Genomic DNA, 22,499 nt, shown 5'->3' with positions numbered 1-22,499 from the left:
CGCCCTGCTGCGTTCTTGATGCGTTCTCCATCCGCGCACGATAGCAGCCCACTGCCCATCGCCGTCGCGAGCGTGCCAGACGCGGACTTCGCTCGAACGCGCGCTACTTCTTCGCGCCCCGGCCCTTGAACAGCTTCTGGCCCAGGGTGAAGAGCAGCAGCAGCACGGCGCCAGCGCCCAGCCCCACCGCGGCGTTGAGCAGCATGGGGGCCAGGCCGCCCAGGATGTTTCCCACGCCCGGCACGCGCCCGGCCCAGGCGGAGAAGGACTCCTCCGCGTGGTGCAGGCTGGAGATGCCGTGCACGAGGATGCCGCCGCCCACCAGGAACATGGCCGCCGTCCCCGCCACGGAGAGGAACTTCATCAGCCACGGCGCCGTGCGCAGGATGCCCGCGCCCAGGCCTCGCGCGAAGCCCCCGCTCTTGCGGCTGAGATACAGCCCCGCGTCATCCAGCTTCACGATGCCCGCCACCAGCCCGTACACGCCCACGGTCATGATGAGGGCGATGCCCACCATCACGGATACGCGGGTGGCGAAGTCCACCGTCGCCACCGTGCCCAGCGTGATGGCGATGATCTCCGCGGAGAGGATGAAGTCCGTGCGCACCGCGCCCTTGATCTTGTCCTTCTCCAGGGCCACCGGGTCCACGTTCGGGTTCGTCAGCACCTCGCGCAGCTCGGCGTGATGCGCTTCGTCCTCTTCCTTGCTGTGCAGGAACTTGTGCGCCAGCTTCTCGAAGCCCTCGAAGCACAGGAAGGCGCCGCCCACCATCAGGAGCGGCGTCACCAGCCAGGGCGCCAGCGCGCTGATGGCCAGCGCCGCCGGCACCAGGATGGCCTTGTTGACCAGCGAGCCCTTCGCCACCGCCCACACCACGGGCAGCTCGCGGTCCGCGTTCACGCCCGTCACCTGCTGCGCGTTGAGCGCCAGGTCGTCCCCGAGCACGCCCGCCGTCTTCTTCGCCGCGACCTTCGTCAGGATGGAGACGTCATCCAGGATGGTGGCGATGTCGTCGATGAGCGCAATCAGGCTGCTGCCTGCCATGGATGTCTTCCGGGCTGGAGGAGGGTGACACGGCCTTGCGGCCAGCGCGGGATTAGCACAGCTGGGGGGGCCGTGCTCCAGCGACCGGAGGTCATCCTCCGGCAGGGTCCTCCAGCGGCAGCACCGTGGTGAAGGTGGCGCCGCCCCCCTCCGTGGCCGCCAGGTGGATACACCCCCCGTGGGCCTCCGCGATGTGGCGGGCCATCCACAGGCCCAGCCCGAAGCCGCCGTGGTGGTTGGCGGGGACGCCGCGCTCGAAGCGCCCGAAGACGCGCTCCTGGTCCTCCGGCCCGATGCCCGCGCCGTGGTCCCGGACCGTGAGGCTCACGCGGCCCTCCGCGCGCGCCACGGCGACCTCCACGGGCCTGCCGGCCCCGAACTTGAGGGCGTTGTCCACCAGACTGTCGAGCAGCTGGTGCAGCCTCGCCCGGTCGTACCGTCCCACCACCGGAAGGGGCGCCTCCAGGGTGAGGACACAGTCCGCGCGAAGCGCCTTCTCCTTCGCCTGCGCCACGACGGTGGCCGCCAGCTCCGCCAGGTCCACCGCCTCCCGCGACAGGTCCAGCGGCCCGGTGACGAACTCCGACACGTCCACCAGCTGCCCCACCAGCCGCGACAGGCGGTGGAGGTGCTTCTCCGTGGTCCGTGCCTTGAGCCGGGTGGCTTCGGAGGTGGCGTCCGCGGCGGGGACGTCCAGGGAGCGCACCAGGGACTGGATGTTGAGCGACAGGGCGCTCACGGGCGTGCGCAGCTCGTGGCTGACGAGGCGCAGGAAGTCGTCCCGCGTCCGCACGGACTCGCGCAGCGAATCCCGCTCCACCTCGTTGCGGACCACCTCCCGGCGCACGCGGGCCATGTCCAGCTGGGTGCGCACCCGCACCAGCAGCTCGCGCGCGGAGAAGGGCTTCACCAGGTAGTCATCCGCGCCGCTCTGCAGGCCCTCCACCGTGGCCTCGTCGCCCGCTCGCGCGGACAGCAGGATGATGGGGATGGCGCGCGTGCGCTCGTCGGCGCGCAGCGCGCGCACCAGGCCGAAGCCGTCCAGCACCGGCATCATCACGTCGGAGAGGATGAGGTCCGGCGGCCGGACGCGCGCCTGCTCCAGCGCGTCCTGCCCGTTCCTGGCGGTCTCCACGTGCTGGAAGGCGTGCTTGAGCAGCCCCGTGACGTAGGTGCGCAGGTCGGCGTTGTCGTCCACCAGGAGGATGCGGGAGCGCGCGAGCTCCGGGGCGCCGTCCGGCGCGGAGGTCTCGGACGTGGGCCCGGTGTCCAGGGAGGGGGCGTCCGTGGACCAGCGGCGCGCCTCCTCGACGAAGAGCGCGGCGCCCGAAGGCAGCGGGACCTGCGGCGGCGTGCGCTCGACGCGCTCCGGGGGCAGGTGGGCCGTTCCGCGTGGCAGCCGCACGGTGAAGGTGGTGCCCGTGCCCAGCTGGCTCGTCACGTGGGTCTGGCCCCCGTGCATCTTCACCAGCTCCTGCACCAGCGCCAGGCCAATGCCCGTCCCCTCATGGCTGCGGCCCTGGGTGACGCGGACGCGGTAGAAGCGCTCGAAGACGCGCGGCAGCTCCTCCTCGGGGATGCCCACCCCGGTGTCCTCGACGCGCAGGACGGCCTGCGCGTCCTCCCACCGCAGGCTCACGCGGATCTCCCCGTGGTGGGTGTACTTCACCGCGTTGGAGAGCAGGTTGAGGACAACCTTCTCCCACATCTCCGGGTCGACGTAGAGGGGCTCGGGCAGGGGCGGGCAGTCCACCTCCAGCCGCAGGCCCGCGCTCTCCACCGCGGAGCGGAAGGCGCTCGCCAGGCTGGTGGTGAAGGCAGACAGGTCCACGGGCGCGTAGGTGGCCTGGGCCCGTCCCGCTTCCATCCGGGAGAAGTCGAGCAGGGTGTTGACCATCTTGTAGAGCCGCAAGGCATTGCGGCGCACGAGCTCCAGCGACTCACCCTCCAACGCCCGCGGCGTCTTCGTCAGCGCGTCCTCGACAGGGCCGAGGATGAGCGTGAGCGGCGTGCGGAACTCGTGGCTGACATTGCTGAAGAACGCCGTCTTGGCCGCGTCCAGACGGGCCAGCTCCTCGGCCCGCTGCCGCTCCTCATCGTAGGCGCGGGCGCTGGTGATGCCGGCGGCGAGCTGCCGCGCCAGCAATTGCAGGAAGCCGCGGTACTCCGTGTCCAGCGCGCGCAGGGGGCTCAAGCCGGCCACGAGCACCGCCGTGGTCTCGGTGTCCGCGCCCATGGGCACCGGAAGGACCAGGGCGCGGGTGGTGGGCTCGGGCCAGGGGCCGCCGGGCAGCGGACCGAAGCGCTGGGCCAGGTCCTCCAGGAGGACCTCCTGCCGCGACCCCGCGACGCTCGCGAGCGGCCAGGTGGACGCGTCATCCGCCGCGGGCGTCACCGGCGCGGCGGCCGCCCCGCGCTCCAGGCCCGCGCAGCTGACCAGGCGCGCCTGGTCCGCCTTGACGACGTAGAGCAGCGCGAAGGGCACGTCGTACGCCGCCTGGGAGAGGACCTCCTCCAGCGAGCGGAAGAGCTGCTCGACCTTCTTGTCCAGGGCCATCCGGATGGACAGCTCCCGGAGGATGCCCAGCCGGCGGTCGCCCACCACCTGCCGCGTCGTCTCACTCGCGATGGCGAAGAGGCCGGCGATCTCCCCCGACTCGCCGATGGTCGGGTTGTAGGACCAGGTGAAGTAGGACTCCTCCCGCAGGCCGCCGGGGCGGCGCGCGAAGTTGACGTTCCCGTCCTCGATGTAGATGGGCTCGCCCGTGTCCTGGGCCCGTTGGATCAGCGGTCCCAGCTGCGCCCACTCCTCGACGAGCGCCTCGTTCCCGCGCGCCCCCAGCGTCTGGGGATGCTTCGCCCCCAGGATGGGCCGGAACGGGTCGTTGTAGAGCATCCGCAGCTCGGGGCCCCAGAAGAGGATGATGGGGTAGGGCGAGCGGAGCATCGTGCTGACGGACGTCCGCAGGGACTGCGGCCAGTGCTCCAGCGGGCCCAGCGAGTTCGTGGACCAGTCATGGGCCCGCATCAGGGCGCCCATGTCGCCGCCCTGCTGGATGAAGGGCTCCTCCGAGGCCGCACGGTGGGACGCCTCCGGCGGTTGAGAAGCGCTGGAGGCCATCGCGTGCGGGCGGATCGAGGAGCTCATCAAGCGCGTTCGTTACCACACGCGCTTCAGGGGCCGGACCGAACGTGGGCGGAGACGTTGGCCCCTCGACGGACGCCTTAAAGCGGGCGGCCAATCAAGCGCGAGGTGTGCCCCGGCGCGCGGCGTCCACGCTCCAGATGCCCGAGCCGTGCGCGGCGATGTAGAGGAAGACGAAGCAGTAGAGCGCCGCGAGCTCGCCCTGGTTCGCGATGGGGATCATGTTGCCCCCGTTGGGCACCACGTGCCCCATGAAGAAGGCGAACGCCATCGTGCCGCTGGAGATGAACGCCGCGGGCCCGGCGAACAGCCCGAGCGCGACGAGCACTCCGCCCAGGAACTCGATGGTGCCCGCGCCGTAGACGATGAACGGCGGTGCACCGGCCGGGACACCGCCGAACAGGCCGAAGAGCTTCTGCAGGCCGTGCTGCATGAACATCAGTCCGGCCATGATCCGGAGCAGCGCGTAGATGCGTTCAGCGTGGGGCCGCAGGAATCCCATGACATCCTCCGAGCGTGGGCCGGGGGATGGGAGTGGTCCCGGCGTTCCGCGGCGGGACCATAACAGCGGGCCCGCGTCCGCGCCGGACGCGGGCCCCGGGGACATCACTTCGTGTTCAGGGTCACGACCTCTTCCAGGACGGTGACCTTGTCCACCGCGCCCGTCATGCCGATGTGCGTGAAGGACGAGTAGGGGTAGGCGCCGTCCGCGAGCTGCTCCACGAACTCAATCTCATCGCCCGTCACCTGGCGGCCGTCCTCCAGGGTGACCTGGAACGCCCCCTCCTGGAAGCGCACGCGCCAGCCGCAGGCGCCTTCGGTGCCCTCACCCGTGCCGCCGCCAACCACGCGGAAGAAGTACCAATCCGGGTGGCGCTCGCGGTCCAGGTACGCCCAGATCTGCACGGAGGTCATCTCCCACCAGCGGTGCGGAAGCATCATCGCCACCGGCTGGCCGTGGTCGCGCACGGTGATGGAGTAGGCGGAGCCGCCCGGGCTCCCGGTGAACGTGGGCAGCAGCCGCATCCCGCCCGGGACGCCCGGCTCCGGAGCCAGGGTGATGGTGCTGATGACCTGGTCCGCGTTGCGGCCGTAGTAGGTCACGCCCTCGTTGCCAGCCCCCAGGTCGATGACGGCCTTCTGCCGCCAGGCTTCCGCATGGCCCACGGCGCCGACGACGCCGTCCTGGCCCAGCTGGGTCAGCCCGGTGGCCTCCAGGCCCCGCTCGGTGGACTTCAGCGTCGCGTTGCCCGTGGCGCAGTGGGTGACGCCCGGGAAGCGCTGCACACAGTTCCTCGCCGCCGCGACCTCCTGCTCCGTGGCGCCGGGCGCCGAACCCTGCGAGGGCTCCGCCTGACAGCCCGCGAAAACTCCCAACATCGTGGCCGTCAGCAACCGGCCCATGAACATCCCTGCGCGCGTCATCGACATCCGTGCCTCCTTGGGGTGTGGACAGCGGAGGCCAGCCGTCTGCAACGCACAGACCATGACGCCCAAACCCTCGCGGGCCGGGGGATGACAATGATTGACGTCTGCTATTTGTGACAATTCAGGTCACAGGAATCCGGGTCTTGTTTCCTTTCCCGTTATTCCTTGCGCGCCACGTCATGTGGCGCGGCGCGGTGGACAACGCCCAATTGGCCACGCGCCGCGTCGATGGTTTCGAGCAGCGCGATGCTGCGCTCGAGCGGATGCAGGGGAGATTCCCTGTGCCCTTCCGCGATGTGTCGTGCGACCGCGGCGGCCTGCCACGCGAGCCCATCGCTGCCGTGGATGCCAGACGGGTCGGTCCAGCGCAGCCGCTCGTCCGACCTGGCGGCCTTCAACGTGAAGCCGCCGGGCGTGAAGAAGCGCGAGTCGAGCTGGAGGCGCGCGTGCGTCCCCGCGATGACGGCCTCCTGGGGCGTCTCCGCGAAGAGGGTGGTGTGCAGCAGCGCCTGGGCCCCCGCGGGGTAGGTGAGGACGAGGGCCGCCTGTCCGTCCACGCCCGTCTGGGTGAGGGAGCCCGTGGCGTGCACATGCGGGGGCGGACCCAGCACGAAGTGCGCGAGCCAGATGGGATAGATGCCGATGTCCAGCAGCGCGCCCCCGCCGAGCGCGGGATTGAAGACGCGGCCTTCGGGGTCGAAGTCGAAGCGCCCACCGAAGTCCGCCATGACGAGCTGGATGTCCCCAAGCACGCCATCGCGCAGCAGCTGTTCGATGAGCAGCGTCTGGGGAAGGAAGCGCGACCACAGGGCCTCCATGGCGAAGACGCCCGCGGCGCGAGCGGCCCGGGCGATGTCGCGGGCCTCGTCCGCGTCGAGCGCGAGCGGTTTCTCCACGAGGACGTGCTTGCCGGCGGCGATGGCGAGCAGGGCCTGTCGCTTGTGCTCGCTGTGGGGAGACGCCACGTAGACGATGTCGACGTCGGGGTCGGTGACAAGCTGCTCGTAGGACGCGTGGACGCGCGCGATGCCGTATTGCGAGGCGAAGCGCTGGGCGCGCTCGGGGTCCCGCGAGGCGACTGCGTGGACGCGCTGGTCGGTGTGCCGGTGCAGGGCCCAGACGAAGCCCCCCGCGATGCGGCCCGGCGCGAGCACGCCCCAGCGCAGCGCGGGCCCTCCGCGCAAGGGAATGGCTTCAACGGAGGGGAGGGTGGTCGGGAAGGCGCTCACGGAGCCGAATCTAGCCGCAGGCTTCACCGGATGCGGCTCCTCCATCGTGGTGGCTTCCTTGTGGCCAGAGGTGGGCCTGCCATCTTCCAGCGCCTTCAGGTTGAATGCTGGAATGTCTGTCCATCGGAAAGCCCTCCTTCCCCTCGCGACGTGCGCGGCTCTTCCCTGGAAGCACGGCTTGCGCGTCAGCCTGCTGCTCGTGCTCACCCTCTTGGGGATGCAGGTGGCGTGCTCCCGCCGCTCCGAGTCCACGCCGCCAGAGGAAGTGGCTTCGAACGCCGCTGCTCCAGTTGTTGCCGCCGCGCCAGCGCCTGACTCGGGGATGCCCGTCAAGGCATCCACCGAACCGTACGCGGATGTCTGGTGCGACGGCCTCTCTCCCGAACGATGCGGGGACTTCGCGGACAGCTGCATCCGGCTGACCTACTGCGACGGCCAGCGGTTCTGCGCCAGCCGGCACAACCGTCCCAGTGACCGCGTCTGTGGTTCAGAGGGAACTCGTGGACTGGCGGAGCCGTGCTGCGAGGGGCTGGTGGCCCGCTGTGGCGCCCTGCCGTCCGAGGGCACCTGCGAGCCCCAGGCGAAGTCCACCGACGTGCCCATGTGCCTGCGCTGTGGCGACGGTGTCTGTGATGCCCGGGAGCAGCGCTGCAACTGCCCCGAGGACTGTGAAGTCACCAGGTCCCGGCCCCGCATCCGTTACCAGGGCGCCCGCCCGGAAGGGCCCTCCGGGAACACAAGCGACGTCCCCGCGAGCATCAAGCGCCCGGGCCAATGCCTGGAGGTGCTGGGCGCGGCGGATTCGGTCCGCCTCTGTCTTTGGAGGTGGGCCCACGACGTCCTGGGCCGAACCGACGTCAAGGAGCTGCGGCAGGCGGCGAGCATCGCGCCCTTCACCGCGTTCGACCTGGACCTGCTGGGGTGTTTGTATGAACCCGCGGGCCGGGGGCGCCAGTCGCCCCGGAAGCAGTGCCTGGAAACCCTGATGCTGCGGACGAAGGATGCCCGCTTGCAGAAGCTGTTGAGCCCCTAGCCTCTTTCACGTGCCCATGATCTCGCGCTCCCTGCGTTTGCTGTTCCGCGCGGTACTCGGTGCGGCCTCCCTGGCCGCATGGACGAGCCACGCGACCTCCGTCATGCCCTACCGGCCCCCGATGATGCGGGCGCTCGCCGCCGACGACGTCGAGACCTTGCGCGAGCTCTTGAAGAAGGGGCAGTCCCGGAACGACACGGACGACATCCACGATCCCCATCTCCAGTCCCCCCTGATGGTGGCGTGTGAAGCGGGAAGCGAGAAGTCCGCGAACCTCCTGCTGGAGGTCGGAGCGGATCCGCTGCTGATCGTTCCCAGACATGACCACTACTGGCCTCCGCCGGGCTGGAACGCGGTGTGCTTCGCCCGCTACGGCAAGTTGAAGCGCGTGGAGGCGCGGTTGGTGTCCTCCGGCGTCTCGGCTCCCGGCTCCTGCCTGTTGGAGGCCGACTTCCTTCTCGCGGTGCAGGCACGCGCGACGCCCCAGGTGGCCCTCCTTGCCCGGCAGGGAAAGGGACGGATTTCGGACGGCATTCTGCAATACACGGTGCTGACGGCCCTGGCCCACAAGGACACGCCGTTGCTTCAAGCCGTTCTGTCCGCGGGCGTCCCCACGCAGAAGACCCGCGGCTGGGACAACCAACTCCAGGAGTCCGTGGAGATGGCGCTGTACGAACGTCAGGTCTCCCTCGTCGACGCGCTGCTGGACGCGGGAGTCCGGCCTCCCCTCACCCCGCTCGCCGAAGCGGGACTGCTCCCTCAGGTGACGCGGACCCTTGAAATGGGCGCTTCCGCCAATGGAAGGACAGGTGAATCACGCGGACCTCTGCTGAGGGCCACGCAAAATGGACACACGGAGGTGGTCCGGGTCCTGTTGAAGGCGGGGGCGAATGCAAACGGGAACCGTTTCGACAACGATCGTCCGCTGCTCGCCGCGACGGAGCGGCTCCAGAAGGACAAGGGCAACCCCGAGCTCGTGAAGCTGCTGCTCAAGGCCGGGGCGAGCACCGACGTCGAGCGCTTCAACACCACACCTCTCAAGTTCGCGGTCAACGGCTGTAGCGCGGAGGCCGTCTCGCTGTTGCTGAGCAAGATGACTGCACAGGCCATCGCCAGCCATCCGGGTGGGTATCTCTACGCCCAGGCCCTGCGCGTGGACGCCGCTTGTCCGGAAGCGGAGGCGGTGCGGGTTCTCCAGGCGCTCCTCGCGGGGGGAGTCCGCATCGAGGGCTCGGGGCGAAATGGCATGGACACGGATCTCCTACGAAAGCAGGCGGACCGGAGCCCCGCCATCGCGAAGGTTCTGAAGCAGGCGGGCTTCCAATGATGGACAGGGCGGCAGGAAGTCCGCGTCACACCCTCCGGCGCAGGGGCTCCCGGGCGGAGAGCCATGCCGGGGGAATGGAGGCGTGCCCCGCGCTCAGGGCGACGATTCCGCCCACCATGGCGCAGGTGGTGTCCCGGTCTCCGAACCCGGCCACCGTGCACCAGAGCGCCTCCTCGTAGGAGTCGAGGTGTCTTGCCGCGCACCACACGGCGAAGGGCACGGTGTCCTCGGAGAGGACCTTCTGGCCGCTGCCCAGCGTGCGCGCCGCGGACGAAGGGCTGGCCTCCAGAGGCCACGTCCGGGCCTTCTCCAATCCCTGCCGCGTGGCCCCGGCGGGCGTGCAGTCCAGCACCGTGTCGAAGAGCTCCTTCATGGAGCCGCGCGCTTCCGGTTCCTGGCAGGCCCACGCGGCGGCGACCGCGATGGCAATCGCTCCCGCCTGTCCCTCCGGGTGCAGGTGCGTCACCTCCGCTGACGCGCGCGCTTCCGCCACCACCCGGCTCATGTCTCCCGCGAAGTACGCCCCCAGGGGCGCCACGCGCATGGCCGCTCCGTTGCCCATGGAGCCCTGGCCTTCGAAGACCTCTCCGGACACTTCACGCCACGGCAATCCCAGCCCCAGCTTCCACAGGATGTCGTGCGCGGTCCCGCCATAGCCGCGGTTCTTGTCGCGGCGGTAGCGCTTCGCGAAGAGGTCGGCGAGCGCGTCCGGGTCCACGTGGCCGTGGTCTTCCAGCACCTGGACGACGGACAGCGCCATCTCCGTGTCGTCGGTGTACGCCCACGGCGCGCGGGGAAGGATGCGCTCCGCCACCCAGGGCTGCACGAGCTCATGCGCGCCGAAGAACCGCTCGCCAAAGGCATCCCCCACGGACACGCCGTCCAGCGAGACAAGGGCGCGAGCCATCCGCGCCGGAGCGTCCAATGGCTTTTGTGGAAGTTTGTTCATGGCGTGCCTTCCGGGACGCGCTCACATGCGCCAGAAGCGGCGCACCTGGGCGTCCGTGCGTTCCTGTTCGGCGAAGCGGACGAGGAGGGGTTCGGACATGGCTTCGGGCACGCGCAGCTGGGCGAGCAGCGCGCGGACCTCGAACTTGCGCGTGAGGCCGAGCAGGGCCTCGCGCTCGGGCAGGGTGAGGCCGGGATGCCAGCAGTCGGCGATGAGCACCACGCGGCGCTCGGTGCCCCGGTTCCAGGTTTCGTGTTCGAAGGAGTCATGGAAGGTGAGCACGCGGCCCGGCTGCCAGTGCCGCGCTTCCGTCCCCACGCGGATGCCGCAGCCCTCCGGCACCTTGAGCCCCAGGTGCAGCCGCATCCGGAAGCCGTCCCACGAGCAGTGCGGCGTCAGCGTGGTGCCGGGTGCGTGCGAGGAGAAGAGCACGTCCGCCAGCGGGAAGCCGGTGCACTCGCCATCCAGCGACCGCACCGCCGCGGCCGTCTCTTCCATGGCGAGCTGGGGCCAGAAGAGCCGGTCGGTGCGCTCGCCGCCAAAGTAGATGGGGTGCACGGACCAGCGGCCCGTGCCGACGATGCCGGAGTCGTAGTGCAGCAGGTCCGCGTTCTCCAGCCGCTCCAGGTCGCGCGTCACTGCGGCCAGGCAGCCCTCCAGCGCCTGCGCGGCCGGGGGCGGCGGGTCGCGCCACGGGTGCTCGTCCAGGCCGGGGAACGGGGGGAAGATGGTGGGGGACTGCTCGGGCCGGGCAGGGGGCGCGGGCACCTGGCCCGCGAGCATGCGCAGGTAGTGCTTCAGCCGGTCCAGCTCCGCGCCCGCGTTCAGCACCGCGTCGAAGTAGCCGCCCTCCCGGGCGAGGCTGACGATGCGCTCGCGCACTTGCGCGGTGATTTCCTGGGGCGACGTCTGGGCGGACATGGTGCGCATGCCATAGCGCGACGGCGCTCACAGCGTCCAGGTCAGGCGCCGTCGCGCGGATGGGATAGGGTGCGCGTTCCATGGCGCTCCCCCTGGTCCACATCTACTGCGACGGTGCCTGTTCGCCGAACCCCGGCCTGGGAGGCTGGGGCGCCATCCTCATCGCTCCCGAGCGCAAGGACTACCGCAAGGAGCTCCAGGGCTCGGAAGCGGACTCCACCAACAACCGGATGGAGCTGACCGCGGCGCTCATCGCGCTGAAGGCCCTGAAGATGCCGTGCCGCGTCCAGGTGTTCACCGACTCGAAGTACGTGTGCAACGCCTTCGAGGAGAAGTGGCTGGACGCGTGGCAGGGCAATGGCTGGCGCACGTCGGCGAAGAAGCCCGTGTCCAACGCGGACCTGTGGCGCGAGCTGCTGGACGCCGTCCGGGCCCATCAGGTGACCTGGCATTGGGTGCGGGGCCACTCGACGGACGTGGAGAACAACCGCGCGGATGCGCTGGCCGTGGCGGCCCGGCTCGAGCTGGCGGCCCGGCTCGGACGCTAGGGGCGGAAAAGACAAGAAGCCTGGCAACCCGTCGGGATTGCCAGGCTTCAGAAGATGCCGGACGCGCTTCACCGCCTCACAGCAGCTTCGCCATGATCTCCTGCTCGCGCTGCTCGAGCTTGATTGAATCGAGCGTCCAGCCGATGAGCTCATCGGCGGACGCCACGTCGAAGCCGAAGGCCTTGGCGGCGTCCTTCACGGCCGCACGCTCCTCGGTCGCGATCTCTCCGTCGGCGCACGCCACCTCGATGAGCATGCGCAGCAGGGAGACCCGCAGCTCACGGACTTCAATCTTGCTGACGATGTCCGTGAGGTTGCCGGGCTTCTGGAACTCTTTTTCGATGAGCGCGGCGACCTGCTCATCCCGGGGCGACAGCCCCAACCCCCTCACCACGTCATCGAGCTGCTGACGCTCGTCCTCGGTGACGCGGCCATCGCTGGCCGCCACGTTGGCCATGGCCTGGACGAACGCCAGGAGCTGTTCCTCGGGGTACTCGCGCGTCATTTCGTCTCCAAGAGGTGGGACAGGGCTGCTGGGGAACCCAGGTTAATGGGCGCCCGCGCGGAGCGAAAACGGATTTGTCACGGGAACTTCAGGTTGGCGCCAGCCACGAGCAGATCGTGGTGCGACGTGTTCCCCGGTCTACGGAACATGTCGATGGCCCACCTCCCGTAGGCCGCGAAGTCCAGGCGCTCGATGGGGAAGAACACGTAGTCGATCTTCTTGTCGATGCCCGACGTGGTGTGCGCCGTGTTCTGCCCGCTGCGGCACATGGCGGGACGGTTCTGGTTGGCGGCCTTGCAGGTGACCCCGCTTGGCGCCTTGGCGAAGTAGTCAGGGTCGGTGGCGTCGCCGTCCACGAAGTCGCCGTTCCCGGTGTAGTCGCCCACCAGCCGCTGCCGGTACATGTTGTTGAGCGACGGCATGTCCGGCTCGGAGTTGAAGTCGCCCGAGACGCTGACGACCCTGCCCGCATCCAGGTCCGGCTTGACGAGCGCGCGGATCCACGCGGTCTGCTGCTTGCGCGTGGGGTCGTCGCTCGTCCCGAGGTGGGTCACGCAGACCTTGTAGTTCTGGGAGCCCGCCGGAAGGCCCGGGGCCTGGACGTAGGCACACAACAGGCCCTGCGCATCCGGAAGGCCCGGGTCGAGATCCGGATCACAGTTCGCGTCGGCGTGCCGGTTTCCGGAGGCGTCAGGCATCAGGCAATACCTGGCCACGCCGTTGAACGGATAGGGAGACGCAATCATCTCGCCGTAGCGGTCATAAGGGAGCGGGCCCCGCAGGTGTAGGGCGAGGTGAGCCATCCTTGGCGCCTTGCGTTGAAACAAGGCGTCTGCCGTTCAATCCACCCAAGCCGGATTTCCGGGCACTTCTCGACACAGTGGTGCTCCCAGTCATACCCTGGGTCCGCCCTTGAGAAGGGGGCACCCTGACATGCCGTTCAACCACCCCCGTCCCCAACCAGAGGCCGTTTCCGCGCGACCGCTCACCGCGGTGCCCTGGGCCTGCGCCATCCTCCTCGCGTGGGTGCTGGTGCCCCTGGCGGCGCGCGCGGACGACCGGTGCGCGCAGAAGTGCGCGCAGCGCCAGTCCAGCTGCACCGTCAGCTGCGCCGAGGGCGAGAAGTGCCGTGAGCATTGCAGCAGCTCCGCGGAGGCCTGCTTCGCGCAGTGCCAGCGAACCGACGACAAGCGCGAGGTGGCCCAGCAGCGCCGCGCCGAGAAGAACTGCGTCGGGGCCAACGGCGGGATGCGCAGGTGCACGGCGGCCGAAGCGCAGCAGATGCGCGAGGCGATGGAGCAGGCGTCGAAGATGTTCTGCCGCGACAAGAAGGGCCAGCAGATCGTCTGCCCGGATGCGGCGAAGCAGGTCGAGCAGGCCCGGCGGTTCATCCCGAAGAACTGCGGTGCCACCGGCTGTACGGCGGAGAATACGGAGTAGGTGGAGCCCGGCCGGGGGCCTCCGCTCCCCGCCGTCCACCCCACCCGAGAAAGAGAAGCCATGATGGGGCGCGAATCCGGACAGGCGGCGGTGGAATCAGCGCTGACGCTGCCGCTCGTCCTGTTCCTCATCCTGGGGAGCATGCAGCTCTTCCTGCTGTCCCAGTCCCGCCTGCTGGCGCAGTACGGCGTGTTCCAGGCGACGCGGGTGGGCTCCGTGAACCACGGCGCGTGCACGCCCATGACGCACGCGGCGCTCCTCTCCGTGCTGCCCATGGTGCACTCGTTCCTCGGCGCCACGAACCCGGGGGCCACCCCGGGAGAGAAGCTGGGCCGGTCGTTCGGGCGCTTCCGCGACAACCACTACGGCGGCTACAAGGGCGCGGGGTGGGACGGGGTCGGCGGCGCTGACGAGGCGCTCGTGTGGCTGGTGCGGGAGCAGCCCCGGCCCACGGCGGACGACGTGGTCGCGTTCGACCAGCCCCTGCCGCGCGGCGGCCGGACCGAGCCGCTGCGGCTGGAGGTCCGGATGGTGTTCTGGGCGCCCCTGCGCATCCCGTTCGCGGACTGGGTGTTCTCGCGGATGGCCGCGGCGCGCCTGGGCATCCAGAGCTACACGGAGGCGAACCCGCTGTTCGTCGCGCACCGCGCGGACTGGGAGCAAGAGGCTCCCCAGCTCGCGGCCCGGACCGCCGCCGAACTGGGCCGGCGCATCGCGCGCGGGCACTACGCGTTCCCCATCGAGGTCACCTCCACCATGCGCATGATGACGCCGCCGCGCCTCTCCGAGTTCGCCGCGGCCGGGTGCGCCGCGCCGGGGTTCACGCCATGAGCACGAGGCCCGGGTGGTTCACACGCGGTCAGACGCTGGTGCTGTTCGCGCTGACCCTGCTCCTGCTCACCGTGATGGTCTGCATGACGCTGTCCATGGGCTCCAAGGTCAAGGAGCGCATGGAGCTGCAGACGTTGGCGGACGCATCCGCGTACAGCTCGGCGGTGGCCACCGCGCGCGCGTACAACGCGGTGGCGGTGATGAACCGCGTGCAGGTGGCGCACGCCGTGTCCACCCTGGGCACGCTGAGCCTCATCTCCTGGTCCACGCTGTACTGGAAGCACGCGGACAACGCGGCGACGCTCTTCCAGTTGATGGCGGTCCCCTACGCGTTCAACACCGTCATCCAGTGCATCTGGCCTCCCAAGCCGCTGTGCCGCCCGTGCGCCAACGGTCTGGCGCAGAGCCTGGCGCTGGCCGTGCTGGCGACGAATCACGCCAACAGGACCCGCAGCAAGCTGCGGCAGGACAACGAGCTCTTCGCGGCGGAGACGCTGCCGCGCTGGAACGCGGCGCAGCGCATCCATGAAGCGCAGGTGGAGGTGCTGGCACGCGCCCGGGAGCGAGCGGGAAACGGCCCGACAGGCTTCGCGCAGCAATACCTCAACCAGGCGAGGCTCACCGCGCCAGGCGAGGTCCAGGTCCAGCCCGCGGGGACGGACGTCACCGGGCGCGAGCTGGCGGACGCGGTGTTCGACCACGCGGCCCCGGTCCACGGTGAGGAGCCGCACGAGGTGGGGCACATCGTGATGGGCAGCCGCGGCCATCCCTTCCTGCGCGACCGCGCGGAGGGCAAGAAGTGGGACCGGTTCGCGTCCTCCGACAGCCTCTCCATGCGCGCCTACACCCTCTACGCGGGTGGGCACATCTTCTTCAGCTCGTCGCGCAACGGGAAGGGCTACTACGACGCTGGCTTCACGACCAACCCGTCAGGCCGCCCGTATGATCCGCGCGCCCACGACGGCGAGGGAGGCCGCACGCGGACCGCCTTCGTGGCGCTGTCGCCGGTGTTCGGCGACTGGGTGCGCTGCCAGTCACCGATCCCCGCCTACGTCATCTCCATCGCCGTGGGCCTCGTGGGCCGCGACGTGGACATCAGCGACGCGCAGGTGTCGACGACGCAGCACAACGGCGTGGGCCACGGCGCCATCCACGCGTTCCAGACGTTCCCCCCCTTCGTCGACTTCAACGGCTCGCAGGTCGCGGACGCACAGAACCTGCGCGGGCAGCCCAAGCTGGTGACGGCGCTGTCGCGCGACTACGTGCCCGAGCGCGACGTGTGGGACCTGTCGTTCAACTTCCGCTTCACGCCCGCGGACCGGCGCGTGGACCTGTCGGGCGGGCAGTACCTGGGCGGACCGCCACACCAGGTGGCCGTGGGCTCCGGCGTCGCCTACTACCACCGGTTCGGGCACTCGTCGGAGCCGCCCAACCTGTTCGCGCCCTACTGGCGCGCGGGGCTGACGCGCTTCTCCGTGGACCGGCCGGACCCCGGCCAGCCCACGCTGTCCACCTTCGACGGCCAGACGGACGACTTCCTGTCGGGCACCGGCTCCTCCGGTGCACAGGGCGCGCTCGAGAGCCTGCGGGCGAACGGGTACGTCGCATGGTGACGCGCGCGAGAGCGGGGACGCGCGGCCAGGCGATGGCGGAGCTCGTGCTGGGGCTGGGCGTGTTCGTCACCGTGCTCATCTTCGGCCTGCACTTCGCGGAGCTCACGCACCTGTCGCTCAAGGCCCACGAGGCGGTGGCGGCGGCGGCGTGGGATTCCACCGCGCACCGCGTAGAGCGCCCGGGTGTGGACGGCGACTCCTGGTACGACGCCTCGAGGATCGCCGCGCCGCAGTCCACCCTGGATACCAATCAGCGCTACGGGAACTGGGACGGCCGGCAGAGCAGGGCGAACGGCCCGGCGCCCACGCTGGTCTTCACCCGGGCGAACGAGCTCATCACGACGTGCACCCGTGACACGAACCCGGGCAACGGCTTCGACATCGCGGCGACCGCGAATGCGCCCGCCTATGGCGAGCCGGGCTCGCTCTCGTGCGTCACGCAGGGCAGCGTGAGCACCATCAACGTCCCCACGCAGTTCCTCGACGACGCGAACAACGGGCTCTTCACCGCCCCTCACCTCACGCGCCGCGCGTATGCCCTGTGCGGGATGGGCCGGCCGGCGGGGGGCGCTGGCTGTCAGGGCCGCCTGAACCTCCTCTTGGGGGACCATGGCCTCACGTCGGACCTGGGCGAGGCCGAGGAGTGCATCCTCCTCCAGGACGACGTCCCCGGGCTGCGCTGCGCGAACCGGGCGTTCCACAGCCTCACGCACGACACCTGGGACCGCTCCATGGGGTGGACTGGCGCGCCGGAGCGCTTCGCGGAGCGCGTGACGGGAAGCAGCCCCGACGGGCGCGTGACGGGCTTCTACCTGAGCTTCCGGGGCGAGGAGTCGGGCACCTTCGGCGAGGCCCACGAGCGCATCTGGCAGACGCAGCCCATGGACTACAACCTGGCGGGGGGCGTGCGAGGGACCTATCGCGTCGCGTACAACGACGCGACCTCGCTTCGCGCATCCACGTCGACGAACTTCGTCTACCTGGGGAGATACACGTGCGACTGAACCGGAGCGTCTGCGCCGCCGTCGTGTTCGCGGCGACGTGCGCGCTGGCCGCGCCCCCGGCCGTGCAGCCCTTCGCGAAGGACGTCCCGGGCGCGGTGTCGAAGCCGACGGCCGGGGAGAAGACCGTCGTCGACGGCGTCACCATCGAGACCTCGACGCTCGTCTCCAGCAAGGACGTGGCGACGCTGAAGGCCCACTTCCGCGCGCTGTTCGGCCGCAACGGCCTGTACATCGCGGAGGAGACGGAGGCGCTGAAGCTCAAGCTGGGCGAGCAGGTGACGGGGCTGGATACGGAGAACCTCATCTCGTACACGGTCCTCTTCCAGCCGTCGGGGCCGGGCGCGACGACGGTCATCGTCAGCTCCGCGAACCTGGGCAAGCGCGAGACGAAGAAGGTCCCGCCCTTCGCGCCCGTCTACCCGGGCAGCGGTGCCGTGATGAGCACCCAGCTCGAGTGGATGAAGTCGATGAACTACACGACGACGGCGACCCCGGCGGAGATCCGCGCGTTCTACAAGGAGAAGCTCACCGCGCTGGGCTACGAGGCGCGGCCGGACGACGAGTTCGTGAAGGGCACGGAGCGCATCGCGCTGACGGTGGCCCCGGGCGTCACGGAGCGCACCGTCCTGCTGGTCCAGGAGATGGCCAACGCGGAGCTGCTGCGCGGCGTCCAGCCCTGAGGGTGTGGGCCGGACCACGTCCCTGACGAAGCCCATCAGTCCGCGACCTGGGGCTGGGGTTGCGCGAGGTGGGCTCGAACCAGCTTGCTGTGTCGGTACTGCGCCAGCATCCGGGGCATGTATCGCCGCGCCAGCGGCCGCAGCAGCGGATGGCTGTGGGTCATCACGTGTGAGCTCGGTCGCAGGTGGCAGCCCAGCTCAAGCTTGGCCTGGTAGCTGGTCTGGCAGAAGTTGATCTCCCGGCATCCCCGCGCCATGGCCAGCCGGATGTTCTCGGCGTAGAGCGCGAAGTAGACGTGCAGTTCGTGGGCCCGCTCATAGTCCAGTCCCACCCGCAGGTTCACGCACTTCCCGTTGGAGAACAGGCAGAGGAGGAACCCGAGCAGCTGCTCTTCCTTCCAGCATGCGAGCACCACGGCCCCCAGCTCGCGGTTGTCCATCAGCGAGGAGAAGAACTCCGGCGTCAGCAGCTCCAGCCGGGCCTCGGCCCGCTCGTAGACCTGCCGGTAGAGCGGCAGAAGCTGGGGGATGAGGTGGCGGAAGTCCTCGAGCACCTCGATGCGAACGCCCGGGGTGCCCTCGAACTTGCGCAGCTTGCTGCGCAGATTCCGCCGCGCCTTGGGTTTCAGCTGGGCCACGTAGTCCTCGAAGCCATTGCCTGGCAGCGAGAGGACGGCATCGGGCATGGACTCCGCGGCGAAGAAGGGGGGCAGGAGCTCTCCGGGGAACACCTGCATGCGCTCCTCGTCCCTGAAGTCCTTGAAGATGAGCCAGCGCAGTTGCTGCCGCCGCGCCAGCTCCCGGGCTGCGTGGACGAGCGTCTCCTGCTCCACGTCCTTCACGCCGGGAGCTACCAGCAGCCGCCCTTCCGCCATGGGGTGGCCGCAGATGAGCGCGGAGATGCGGAGGAATCCCGGCCACCGCCGGCGAATCCCTTCCAGCGACCAGGATTGCCCGGCCGCGACTTCCAGCGGCAGCCCCGCGTACCAGCAGGCGGGCAGGATGGCCACCCTCCGCCCGTTCTGCCTCCGCACGAAGTACACGAAGCCATCTGGACCGATGGCACTGGATTCCATCGCCTTGAAGAAGGACCAGTTCCAGCGTGGATCATCGGCAGGGACCATTGCCTGCCACTCGTCGTGAGGAATGGCGGTGATGCTTGAACAGATTTCGATCTCGGACATGGGGGCGCTCTTGGGGTGTCGAATGTGAGGCGGGCCTCGCGTGACCTACGCGCCCTGTCGCAGCTTCACGTGGTGGTCCCACTCCGTGACCGACAGTGGGCGGTCGAAGCTCCGGAACCAGGAGGTCTTGAAGCCCAACGCCTCCCCCCTCTGGCGCAGCCGGAGGATGGTCGGCAGGTTGAGGTCGGCTCCCAGGGAGGTGTCTTCGTAGTGGTGATCCAGCCCGAGGATCATCGTCTCGGCCATGCAGGCATAGGCCAGCCCCTTCTCGAAGCCGAAGCTCCAGCCGAGCTCTGGCCGCCCCGGGACCGCCACCACGCCTCCGTCGATGACCAGGACATCCGGCCGGGCCTGCTTCACGGCCCGGGAGACATTCGGTGGACGGGAGAGGTCGCAGACCACCGCCCCAACCTTCAGCAGTTCGGGGGTCACCAGCTTCTCGACGCTGCTGGTGGCGGTCACGACCACGTCGGCCTGGGACAGCATGTCGCCGAGCTCGGTTGAGAGGACCAGCTGCCCCTGCTGCTCCAGGCACGCCACCAGGTGTACGAGATGCTCCGGCGTCAGGTCGTTCATGGGCAGCGGACCCAGGCTCCGCACGGCCTCCCCCAGGGAGCCGGCGGGGAAGGCCTGGCCCTCCTGAAGCTGACTGACGAGGAACTGGCAGAGCTCCAGCGCCACCTGCAGCAGCCGCAGGCGGCTTCGCTCCGGCCGGGCAGGGTTGCCCAGCAGAATGAGGCGGCCCACCTCTTTCGCGAGGAGGAGGGTCGTCGCCCGGCCGATGGCGCCCGTCGCCCCGACCACGGCCACGGTTGACTCAGAGAGCTGGAGCTCAAGCCCCCGCATCACCTGGGAGACCGCGTCCACCGCCGACACGACGGTGTAGCTGTTGCCCGTGGTCAGGGCCACCGGCGACTTGCGCAGGCTCAGGCCGCCCCGCGTGACGACGGAAGTGTAGGCGCCCAGGCCCACGACGTGTGCTCCTCGCTTCCGAGCGAGGTCCACCGCGGCCCGCACTTCGGCCTGAGCCTGCGTGGACGGCATCCTCAGGAACTCCTCGGCGGTGCGCGGCACGACGATGAACTCGCCGTAGGCTGTTCTCCCGTCATCGGCCACGATCCGCGTCGTCCCGGCCACGAAGGGCGTGATCAGGTCATTGAAGTGATGGGAGAGCCGCCGCAGCTCGTCGGATTGGAGCTCCCCCAGGCTCCTGTCGAATTCGGTGTAGTTGCTCAGGGTGACCGGATGGACCAGGAAGGCGAACCGGCCCTCCTGGGGAGTCCCGGTCCGAGCAGGCCGGCGCTGTCCGGGCGACAGCGCCGGGAGCCGCGGGCGGGACTCCATGCCCAGCAGGTGATGAACCAACTCGGCGGTGTCGCCCGCGGCCAGCGCGCTCAGCATCCGATCCAACGCGCCGAGCGCCTGCGCGCACATCTCGCGGGTGGCGATCAGCGGCGGCTCGATGCGCATGACCTGAGAGCCGTTCAGCGTGGGCGCGACCCGCAGCCCCTCCACCTCGAGCAGGTAGCTGGAGAGCAGCGGGATGAGGTTCTTCTGCTCGGCCAGCACGGCCAGGAGGCTGGCGTGTCCGTAGGAGTCCAGATCGACCTGGAACTCGAGCCCCAACAGGTAGCCCTGCCCCCGCACTGCGCGAAGCACATGGGGGTAGCGAAGCCGCAGCTCCTCCAAGCCGGCTTTCAGGAAGGCTCCATTCTCCGCCACCTGGCGCACGAGCGCCCGGTCATCCCGCGTCAGCATCTCCAGGACGCGCAGACCCACCCGGCAGGCCAGGGTGTTGCCGGCGAACGTCGAGGAGTGCTTCAGCACGAACTTCTCGGTGTAGGCGGCCTCGGTGTAGAGCATCGCACCGATGGGGAGCAGTCCTCCTCCGAGTGCCTTGGCCACGGTCATCACGTCGGGGGTGACGCCTTCGGCCTCACAGGCGAAGAGGTGGCCCGTCCGGCCCAGTCCCGTTTGGATCTCATCCAGCACGAAGAGGACGCCGTGCGCGTGGCACAGCTCCTTTGCCGCCGCGAGGTAGCCGGCGGGTGGCACGACGATGCCCCCCTCGCCCTGGATGGGCTCCAGGAGGAACGCCGCGAACTGCCCGGCGCGTTCCTCCAGGACCTGTCGCAAGGCATCGAGGTCCCCATGGGGGATGCGTTCGAAGCCGGCCACTGGGGCACCGAAGCCCTGCTGGTAATGGTCGTTGCCGGTGGCAGAGAGGGCTCCGAGCGTCTTGCCGTGGAAGGAGTTGTGGGTGGTCAGGATGCCCAGGCGTCCCGTGGATGCGCGACACAGCTTGATGGCTGCCTCCACCGCCTCGGCACCGCTGTTGGCGAAGGTGACGTAGCGAAGGCCCGGCGGACCTTTCTCAATCAGCTTCTCGGCAAGCGCACCCGCGGCATCCAGTGCCGAGGGCTGCACGAACGAGGGCTCCAGGCGCTGCTCCACCTCGTGGAGCACCTGCCAGAGTTCGGGCGGGTTGAACCCGAAAGGCAGGGCGCCATACGCAGCGACGAAGTCGAGGTAGCGCCTGTCTTCGGCGTCGTGAAGGAAGCAGCCTTCGCCCTTCACGAAGCGTTTGTCCATATGCAGGGTCTGCAGCAGCCTGCCGAGCGAGGGATTCACATATTGGGTAAAGGGGTGCATCCAAGTCCTTGTGCTCCACCCTCGACGTGCGAGGTGGAGTGCGTGCGTGAAAACGGCACGGCAATGGACTCGGGACAGGCGGTTTGTGACGTGCGACGAGCCGGAAGGGGATCGCCACGCATGCAGCCAGGCGGCCCTTCAGCTGGCCCAGTCAAGCGGGCAGGTCAGGTCTCCGAGACCGGACGCATCACGATGGCGGCCCACAATGCCAGGTGCCAGGGCAGCAGCAGGAGGCTGCCGGGGCCCATGGAGGCCGTGCCCGCGAGGCTCGCCAGTCCCCAGCCGGCGAACAGCAACCACAGCCCCACCGCGCCAATGACTTGCAGCCAGCGCTTCCCCAGGCTGTGGCCCAGGAAGGAGCACAGCGCGGGAAGCCACACCCCCAGCATCCCGAGGATGAGGGATTGCCCCAGTGAGGAGTCCCAGTCGAACCGCCTGGCGCCGGTGAACGCCGCGACCAGGCTGATGAGGCCCGTCTGGTGCAACGAGGACAGCAGCGTGACGACGACGCTTCCTGCCCCGGGGCCCGGTCCCGTGCGCGTGCTGTCATCGACGGGGGGAGCGGACGGGTACGACTCCAGCATTTCGGGCGGCAGCTCCAGCGCGTACGGATGCCCCAGGTCCAGCAGGGCGGCCTTGGCCGCCTGACGCACCGTCGTCCAGTTCTCTCCCCTGTACTTGCCCACGGGGTTGTCGCGCGACATCAGTCCCAGCAGCAGGTCCGCCCGCTCCCGGAGCGACTCGTCCGCGGAGGGGGCACGGCCCATCGCCGCGATGAGCGCGTCGATGTCCGCCCGCACCATCCCAGGCGCTTTCACCCGGGCCAGCAGGGCCGCGAGCGGAGGAGGCGCCTCCGCCGTCTCCGCGGCCACGGACCCGGGCGCGTCGGTCGTCTCGTCGGCGGTGGGCGGCGCGGGGCGGTGGGCTTGCTGGGACATGGGGCGCTCCTGACGACAGTCATCCCC

The 22,499-nt window shown here is 69.7% G+C and carries 20 protein-coding genes; 8 read left to right on the top strand and 12 right to left on the bottom strand.

Features of this window, described 5'->3' with window-relative positions; translation table 11 throughout:
• Positions 1–103 precede the first annotated feature (103 nt).
• The 5 genes from D7W81_RS02475 to D7W81_RS02455 all read right to left on the bottom strand — a co-directional run bounded on the left by D7W81_RS02475 (position 104) and on the right by D7W81_RS02455 (position 6,847).
• Complete coding sequence (locus D7W81_RS02475) at positions 104–1,045, bottom strand: DUF808 domain-containing protein (RefSeq protein ID WP_120553690.1); 942 nt, start codon at positions 1,043–1,045, stop codon at positions 104–106.
• Between the two features lie 91 nt (positions 1,046–1,136).
• Positions 1,137–4,193 (bottom strand): hybrid sensor histidine kinase/response regulator, encoded by a 3,057-nt coding sequence (locus tag D7W81_RS02470; protein WP_120553689.1) that lies wholly within the window; start codon positions 4,191–4,193, stop codon positions 1,137–1,139.
• Between the two features lie 94 nt (positions 4,194–4,287).
• On the bottom strand, positions 4,288–4,692 hold the full coding sequence (locus tag D7W81_RS02465) for a DoxX family protein (protein WP_120553688.1): 405 nt from the start codon (positions 4,690–4,692) through the stop codon (positions 4,288–4,290).
• Positions 4,693–4,796: 104 nt separating this feature from the next.
• Complete coding sequence (locus D7W81_RS02460; RefSeq protein ID WP_147445325.1) at positions 4,797–5,621, bottom strand: hypothetical protein; 825 nt, start codon at positions 5,619–5,621, stop codon at positions 4,797–4,799.
• Between the two features lie 155 nt (positions 5,622–5,776).
• Positions 5,777–6,847 carry a Gfo/Idh/MocA family protein gene (locus D7W81_RS02455; protein WP_167508023.1) on the bottom strand — a complete coding sequence of 357 codons (1,071 nt, stop codon included), beginning with the start codon at positions 6,845–6,847 and terminating at the stop codon, positions 5,777–5,779.
• 178 nt (positions 6,848–7,025) lie between these two features.
• Between D7W81_RS02455 and D7W81_RS02450 the strand changes: the two genes are divergently transcribed.
• Positions 7,026–7,880 carry a hypothetical protein gene (locus D7W81_RS02450; RefSeq protein ID WP_147445324.1) on the top strand — a complete coding sequence of 285 codons (855 nt, stop codon included), beginning with the start codon at positions 7,026–7,028 and terminating at the stop codon, positions 7,878–7,880.
• Positions 7,881–7,983: 103 nt separating this feature from the next.
• Positions 7,984–9,207 carry an ankyrin repeat domain-containing protein gene (locus D7W81_RS02445; protein WP_158621405.1) on the top strand — a complete coding sequence of 408 codons (1,224 nt, stop codon included), beginning with the start codon at positions 7,984–7,986 and terminating at the stop codon, positions 9,205–9,207.
• Between the two features lie 25 nt (positions 9,208–9,232).
• Here D7W81_RS02445 and D7W81_RS02440 read toward each other — a convergent pair whose 3' ends face one another.
• Both D7W81_RS02440 and D7W81_RS02435 read right to left on the bottom strand, forming a co-directional pair.
• On the bottom strand, positions 9,233–10,114 hold the full coding sequence (locus D7W81_RS02440; protein ID WP_208721128.1) for an ADP-ribosylglycohydrolase family protein: 882 nt from the start codon (positions 10,112–10,114) through the stop codon (positions 9,233–9,235).
• A 63-nt stretch (positions 10,115–10,177) separates the two neighbouring features.
• Positions 10,178–11,086, bottom strand: a complete 909-nt coding sequence (locus D7W81_RS02435) for an aspartyl/asparaginyl beta-hydroxylase domain-containing protein (RefSeq protein WP_244226922.1) — start codon at positions 11,084–11,086, stop codon at positions 10,178–10,180.
• Between the two features lie 71 nt (positions 11,087–11,157).
• Between D7W81_RS02435 and rnhA the strand changes: the two genes are divergently transcribed.
• On the top strand, positions 11,158–11,625 hold the full coding sequence (rnhA, locus tag D7W81_RS02430) for a ribonuclease HI (protein ID WP_120553682.1): 468 nt from the start codon (positions 11,158–11,160) through the stop codon (positions 11,623–11,625).
• 76 nt (positions 11,626–11,701) lie between these two features.
• On the opposite strand, the gene D7W81_RS02425 is transcribed toward rnhA, so the two are convergent.
• Both D7W81_RS02425 and D7W81_RS02420 read right to left on the bottom strand, forming a co-directional pair.
• On the bottom strand, positions 11,702–12,130 hold the full coding sequence (locus D7W81_RS02425; protein ID WP_120553681.1) for a tellurite resistance TerB family protein: 429 nt from the start codon (positions 12,128–12,130) through the stop codon (positions 11,702–11,704).
• Between the two features lie 77 nt (positions 12,131–12,207).
• A complete protein-coding gene (locus tag D7W81_RS02420) occupies positions 12,208–12,933 on the bottom strand; it encodes a hypothetical protein (protein ID WP_147445323.1) in 726 nt (241 codons plus the stop codon).
• Positions 12,934–13,063: 130 nt separating this feature from the next.
• Between D7W81_RS02420 and D7W81_RS02415 the strand changes: the two genes are divergently transcribed.
• From D7W81_RS02415 to D7W81_RS02395, 5 genes are read left to right on the top strand one after another with little or no spacing between them, the layout of a single operon-like run.
• Complete coding sequence (locus D7W81_RS02415; protein ID WP_120553679.1) at positions 13,064–13,570, top strand: hypothetical protein; 507 nt, start codon at positions 13,064–13,066, stop codon at positions 13,568–13,570.
• 60 nt (positions 13,571–13,630) lie between these two features.
• Entirely contained in the window at positions 13,631–14,401 is a 771-nt protein-coding gene (locus D7W81_RS02410; protein WP_120553678.1) for a TadE/TadG family type IV pilus assembly protein, read from the top strand.
• Positions 14,398–16,014 (top strand): pilus assembly protein TadG-related protein, encoded by a 1,617-nt coding sequence (locus D7W81_RS42925; protein WP_208721126.1) that lies wholly within the window; start codon positions 14,398–14,400, stop codon positions 16,012–16,014. Before D7W81_RS02410 ends, D7W81_RS42925 begins: the two co-directional genes overlap by 4 nt.
• Complete coding sequence (locus D7W81_RS02400; RefSeq protein WP_120553677.1) at positions 16,008–17,018, top strand: hypothetical protein; 1,011 nt, start codon at positions 16,008–16,010, stop codon at positions 17,016–17,018. Before D7W81_RS42925 ends, D7W81_RS02400 begins: the two co-directional genes overlap by 7 nt.
• Entirely contained in the window at positions 17,009–17,698 is a 690-nt protein-coding gene (locus D7W81_RS02395) for a hypothetical protein (protein WP_120553676.1), read from the top strand. Before D7W81_RS02400 ends, D7W81_RS02395 begins: the two co-directional genes overlap by 10 nt.
• A 35-nt stretch (positions 17,699–17,733) precedes the next feature.
• Here the strand turns inward: D7W81_RS02395 and D7W81_RS02390 are convergent, their stop codons facing one another.
• The 3 genes from D7W81_RS02390 to D7W81_RS02380 all read right to left on the bottom strand — a co-directional run bounded on the left by D7W81_RS02390 (position 17,734) and on the right by D7W81_RS02380 (position 22,472).
• Positions 17,734–18,882 carry a GNAT family N-acetyltransferase gene (locus tag D7W81_RS02390; RefSeq protein ID WP_120553675.1) on the bottom strand — a complete coding sequence of 383 codons (1,149 nt, stop codon included), beginning with the start codon at positions 18,880–18,882 and terminating at the stop codon, positions 17,734–17,736.
• 45 nt (positions 18,883–18,927) lie between these two features.
• Entirely contained in the window at positions 18,928–21,474 is a 2,547-nt protein-coding gene (locus tag D7W81_RS44000) for an aminotransferase class III-fold pyridoxal phosphate-dependent enzyme (protein ID WP_208721124.1), read from the bottom strand.
• A 224-nt stretch (positions 21,475–21,698) separates the two neighbouring features.
• A complete protein-coding gene (locus D7W81_RS02380) occupies positions 21,699–22,472 on the bottom strand; it encodes a hypothetical protein (RefSeq protein ID WP_120553673.1) in 774 nt (257 codons plus the stop codon).
• Positions 22,473–22,499 lie beyond the last annotated feature (27 nt).

The organism is Corallococcus aberystwythensis (assembly GCF_003612165.1).
In the GTDB taxonomy this organism is placed as follows: domain Bacteria; phylum Myxococcota; class Myxococcia; order Myxococcales; family Myxococcaceae; genus Corallococcus; species Corallococcus aberystwythensis.
This window is presented reverse-complemented; position numbering and strand designations above follow the sequence as displayed.

Coding starts and splice junctions, on each gene's coding strand:
- D7W81_RS02475 (WP_120553690.1), bottom strand. CDS start 1,045: ATGGCAGGCAGCAGCCTGATTGCGCTCATCGACGACATCGCCACCATC.
- D7W81_RS02470 (WP_120553689.1), bottom strand. CDS start 4,193: ATGAGCTCCTCGATCCGCCCGCACGCGATGGCCTCCAGCGCTTCTCAA.
- D7W81_RS02465 (WP_120553688.1), bottom strand. CDS start 4,692: ATGGGATTCCTGCGGCCCCACGCTGAACGCATCTACGCGCTGCTCCGG.
- D7W81_RS02460 (WP_147445325.1), bottom strand. CDS start 5,621: ATGTCGATGACGCGCGCAGGGATGTTCATGGGCCGGTTGCTGACGGCC.
- D7W81_RS02445 (WP_158621405.1), top strand. CDS start 7,984: ATGCCCTACCGGCCCCCGATGATGCGGGCGCTCGCCGCCGACGACGTC.
- D7W81_RS02440 (WP_208721128.1), bottom strand. CDS start 10,114: ATGGCTCGCGCCCTTGTCTCGCTGGACGGCGTGTCCGTGGGGGATGCC.
- D7W81_RS02435 (WP_244226922.1), bottom strand. CDS start 11,086: ATGCGCACCATGTCCGCCCAGACGTCGCCCCAGGAAATCACCGCGCAA.
- rnhA (WP_120553682.1), top strand. CDS start 11,158: ATGGCGCTCCCCCTGGTCCACATCTACTGCGACGGTGCCTGTTCGCCG.
- D7W81_RS02425 (WP_120553681.1), bottom strand. CDS start 12,130: ATGACGCGCGAGTACCCCGAGGAACAGCTCCTGGCGTTCGTCCAGGCC.
- D7W81_RS02420 (WP_147445323.1), bottom strand. CDS start 12,933: ATGGCTCACCTCGCCCTACACCTGCGGGGCCCGCTCCCTTATGACCGC.
- D7W81_RS02415 (WP_120553679.1), top strand. CDS start 13,064: ATGCCGTTCAACCACCCCCGTCCCCAACCAGAGGCCGTTTCCGCGCGA.
- D7W81_RS02410 (WP_120553678.1), top strand. CDS start 13,631: ATGATGGGGCGCGAATCCGGACAGGCGGCGGTGGAATCAGCGCTGACG.
- D7W81_RS42925 (WP_208721126.1), top strand. CDS start 14,398: ATGAGCACGAGGCCCGGGTGGTTCACACGCGGTCAGACGCTGGTGCTG.
- D7W81_RS02400 (WP_120553677.1), top strand. CDS start 16,008: ATGGTGACGCGCGCGAGAGCGGGGACGCGCGGCCAGGCGATGGCGGAG.
- D7W81_RS02390 (WP_120553675.1), bottom strand. CDS start 18,882: ATGTCCGAGATCGAAATCTGTTCAAGCATCACCGCCATTCCTCACGAC.
- D7W81_RS44000 (WP_208721124.1), bottom strand. CDS start 21,474: ATGGACAAACGCTTCGTGAAGGGCGAAGGCTGCTTCCTTCACGACGCC.
- D7W81_RS02380 (WP_120553673.1), bottom strand. CDS start 22,472: ATGTCCCAGCAAGCCCACCGCCCCGCGCCGCCCACCGCCGACGAGACG.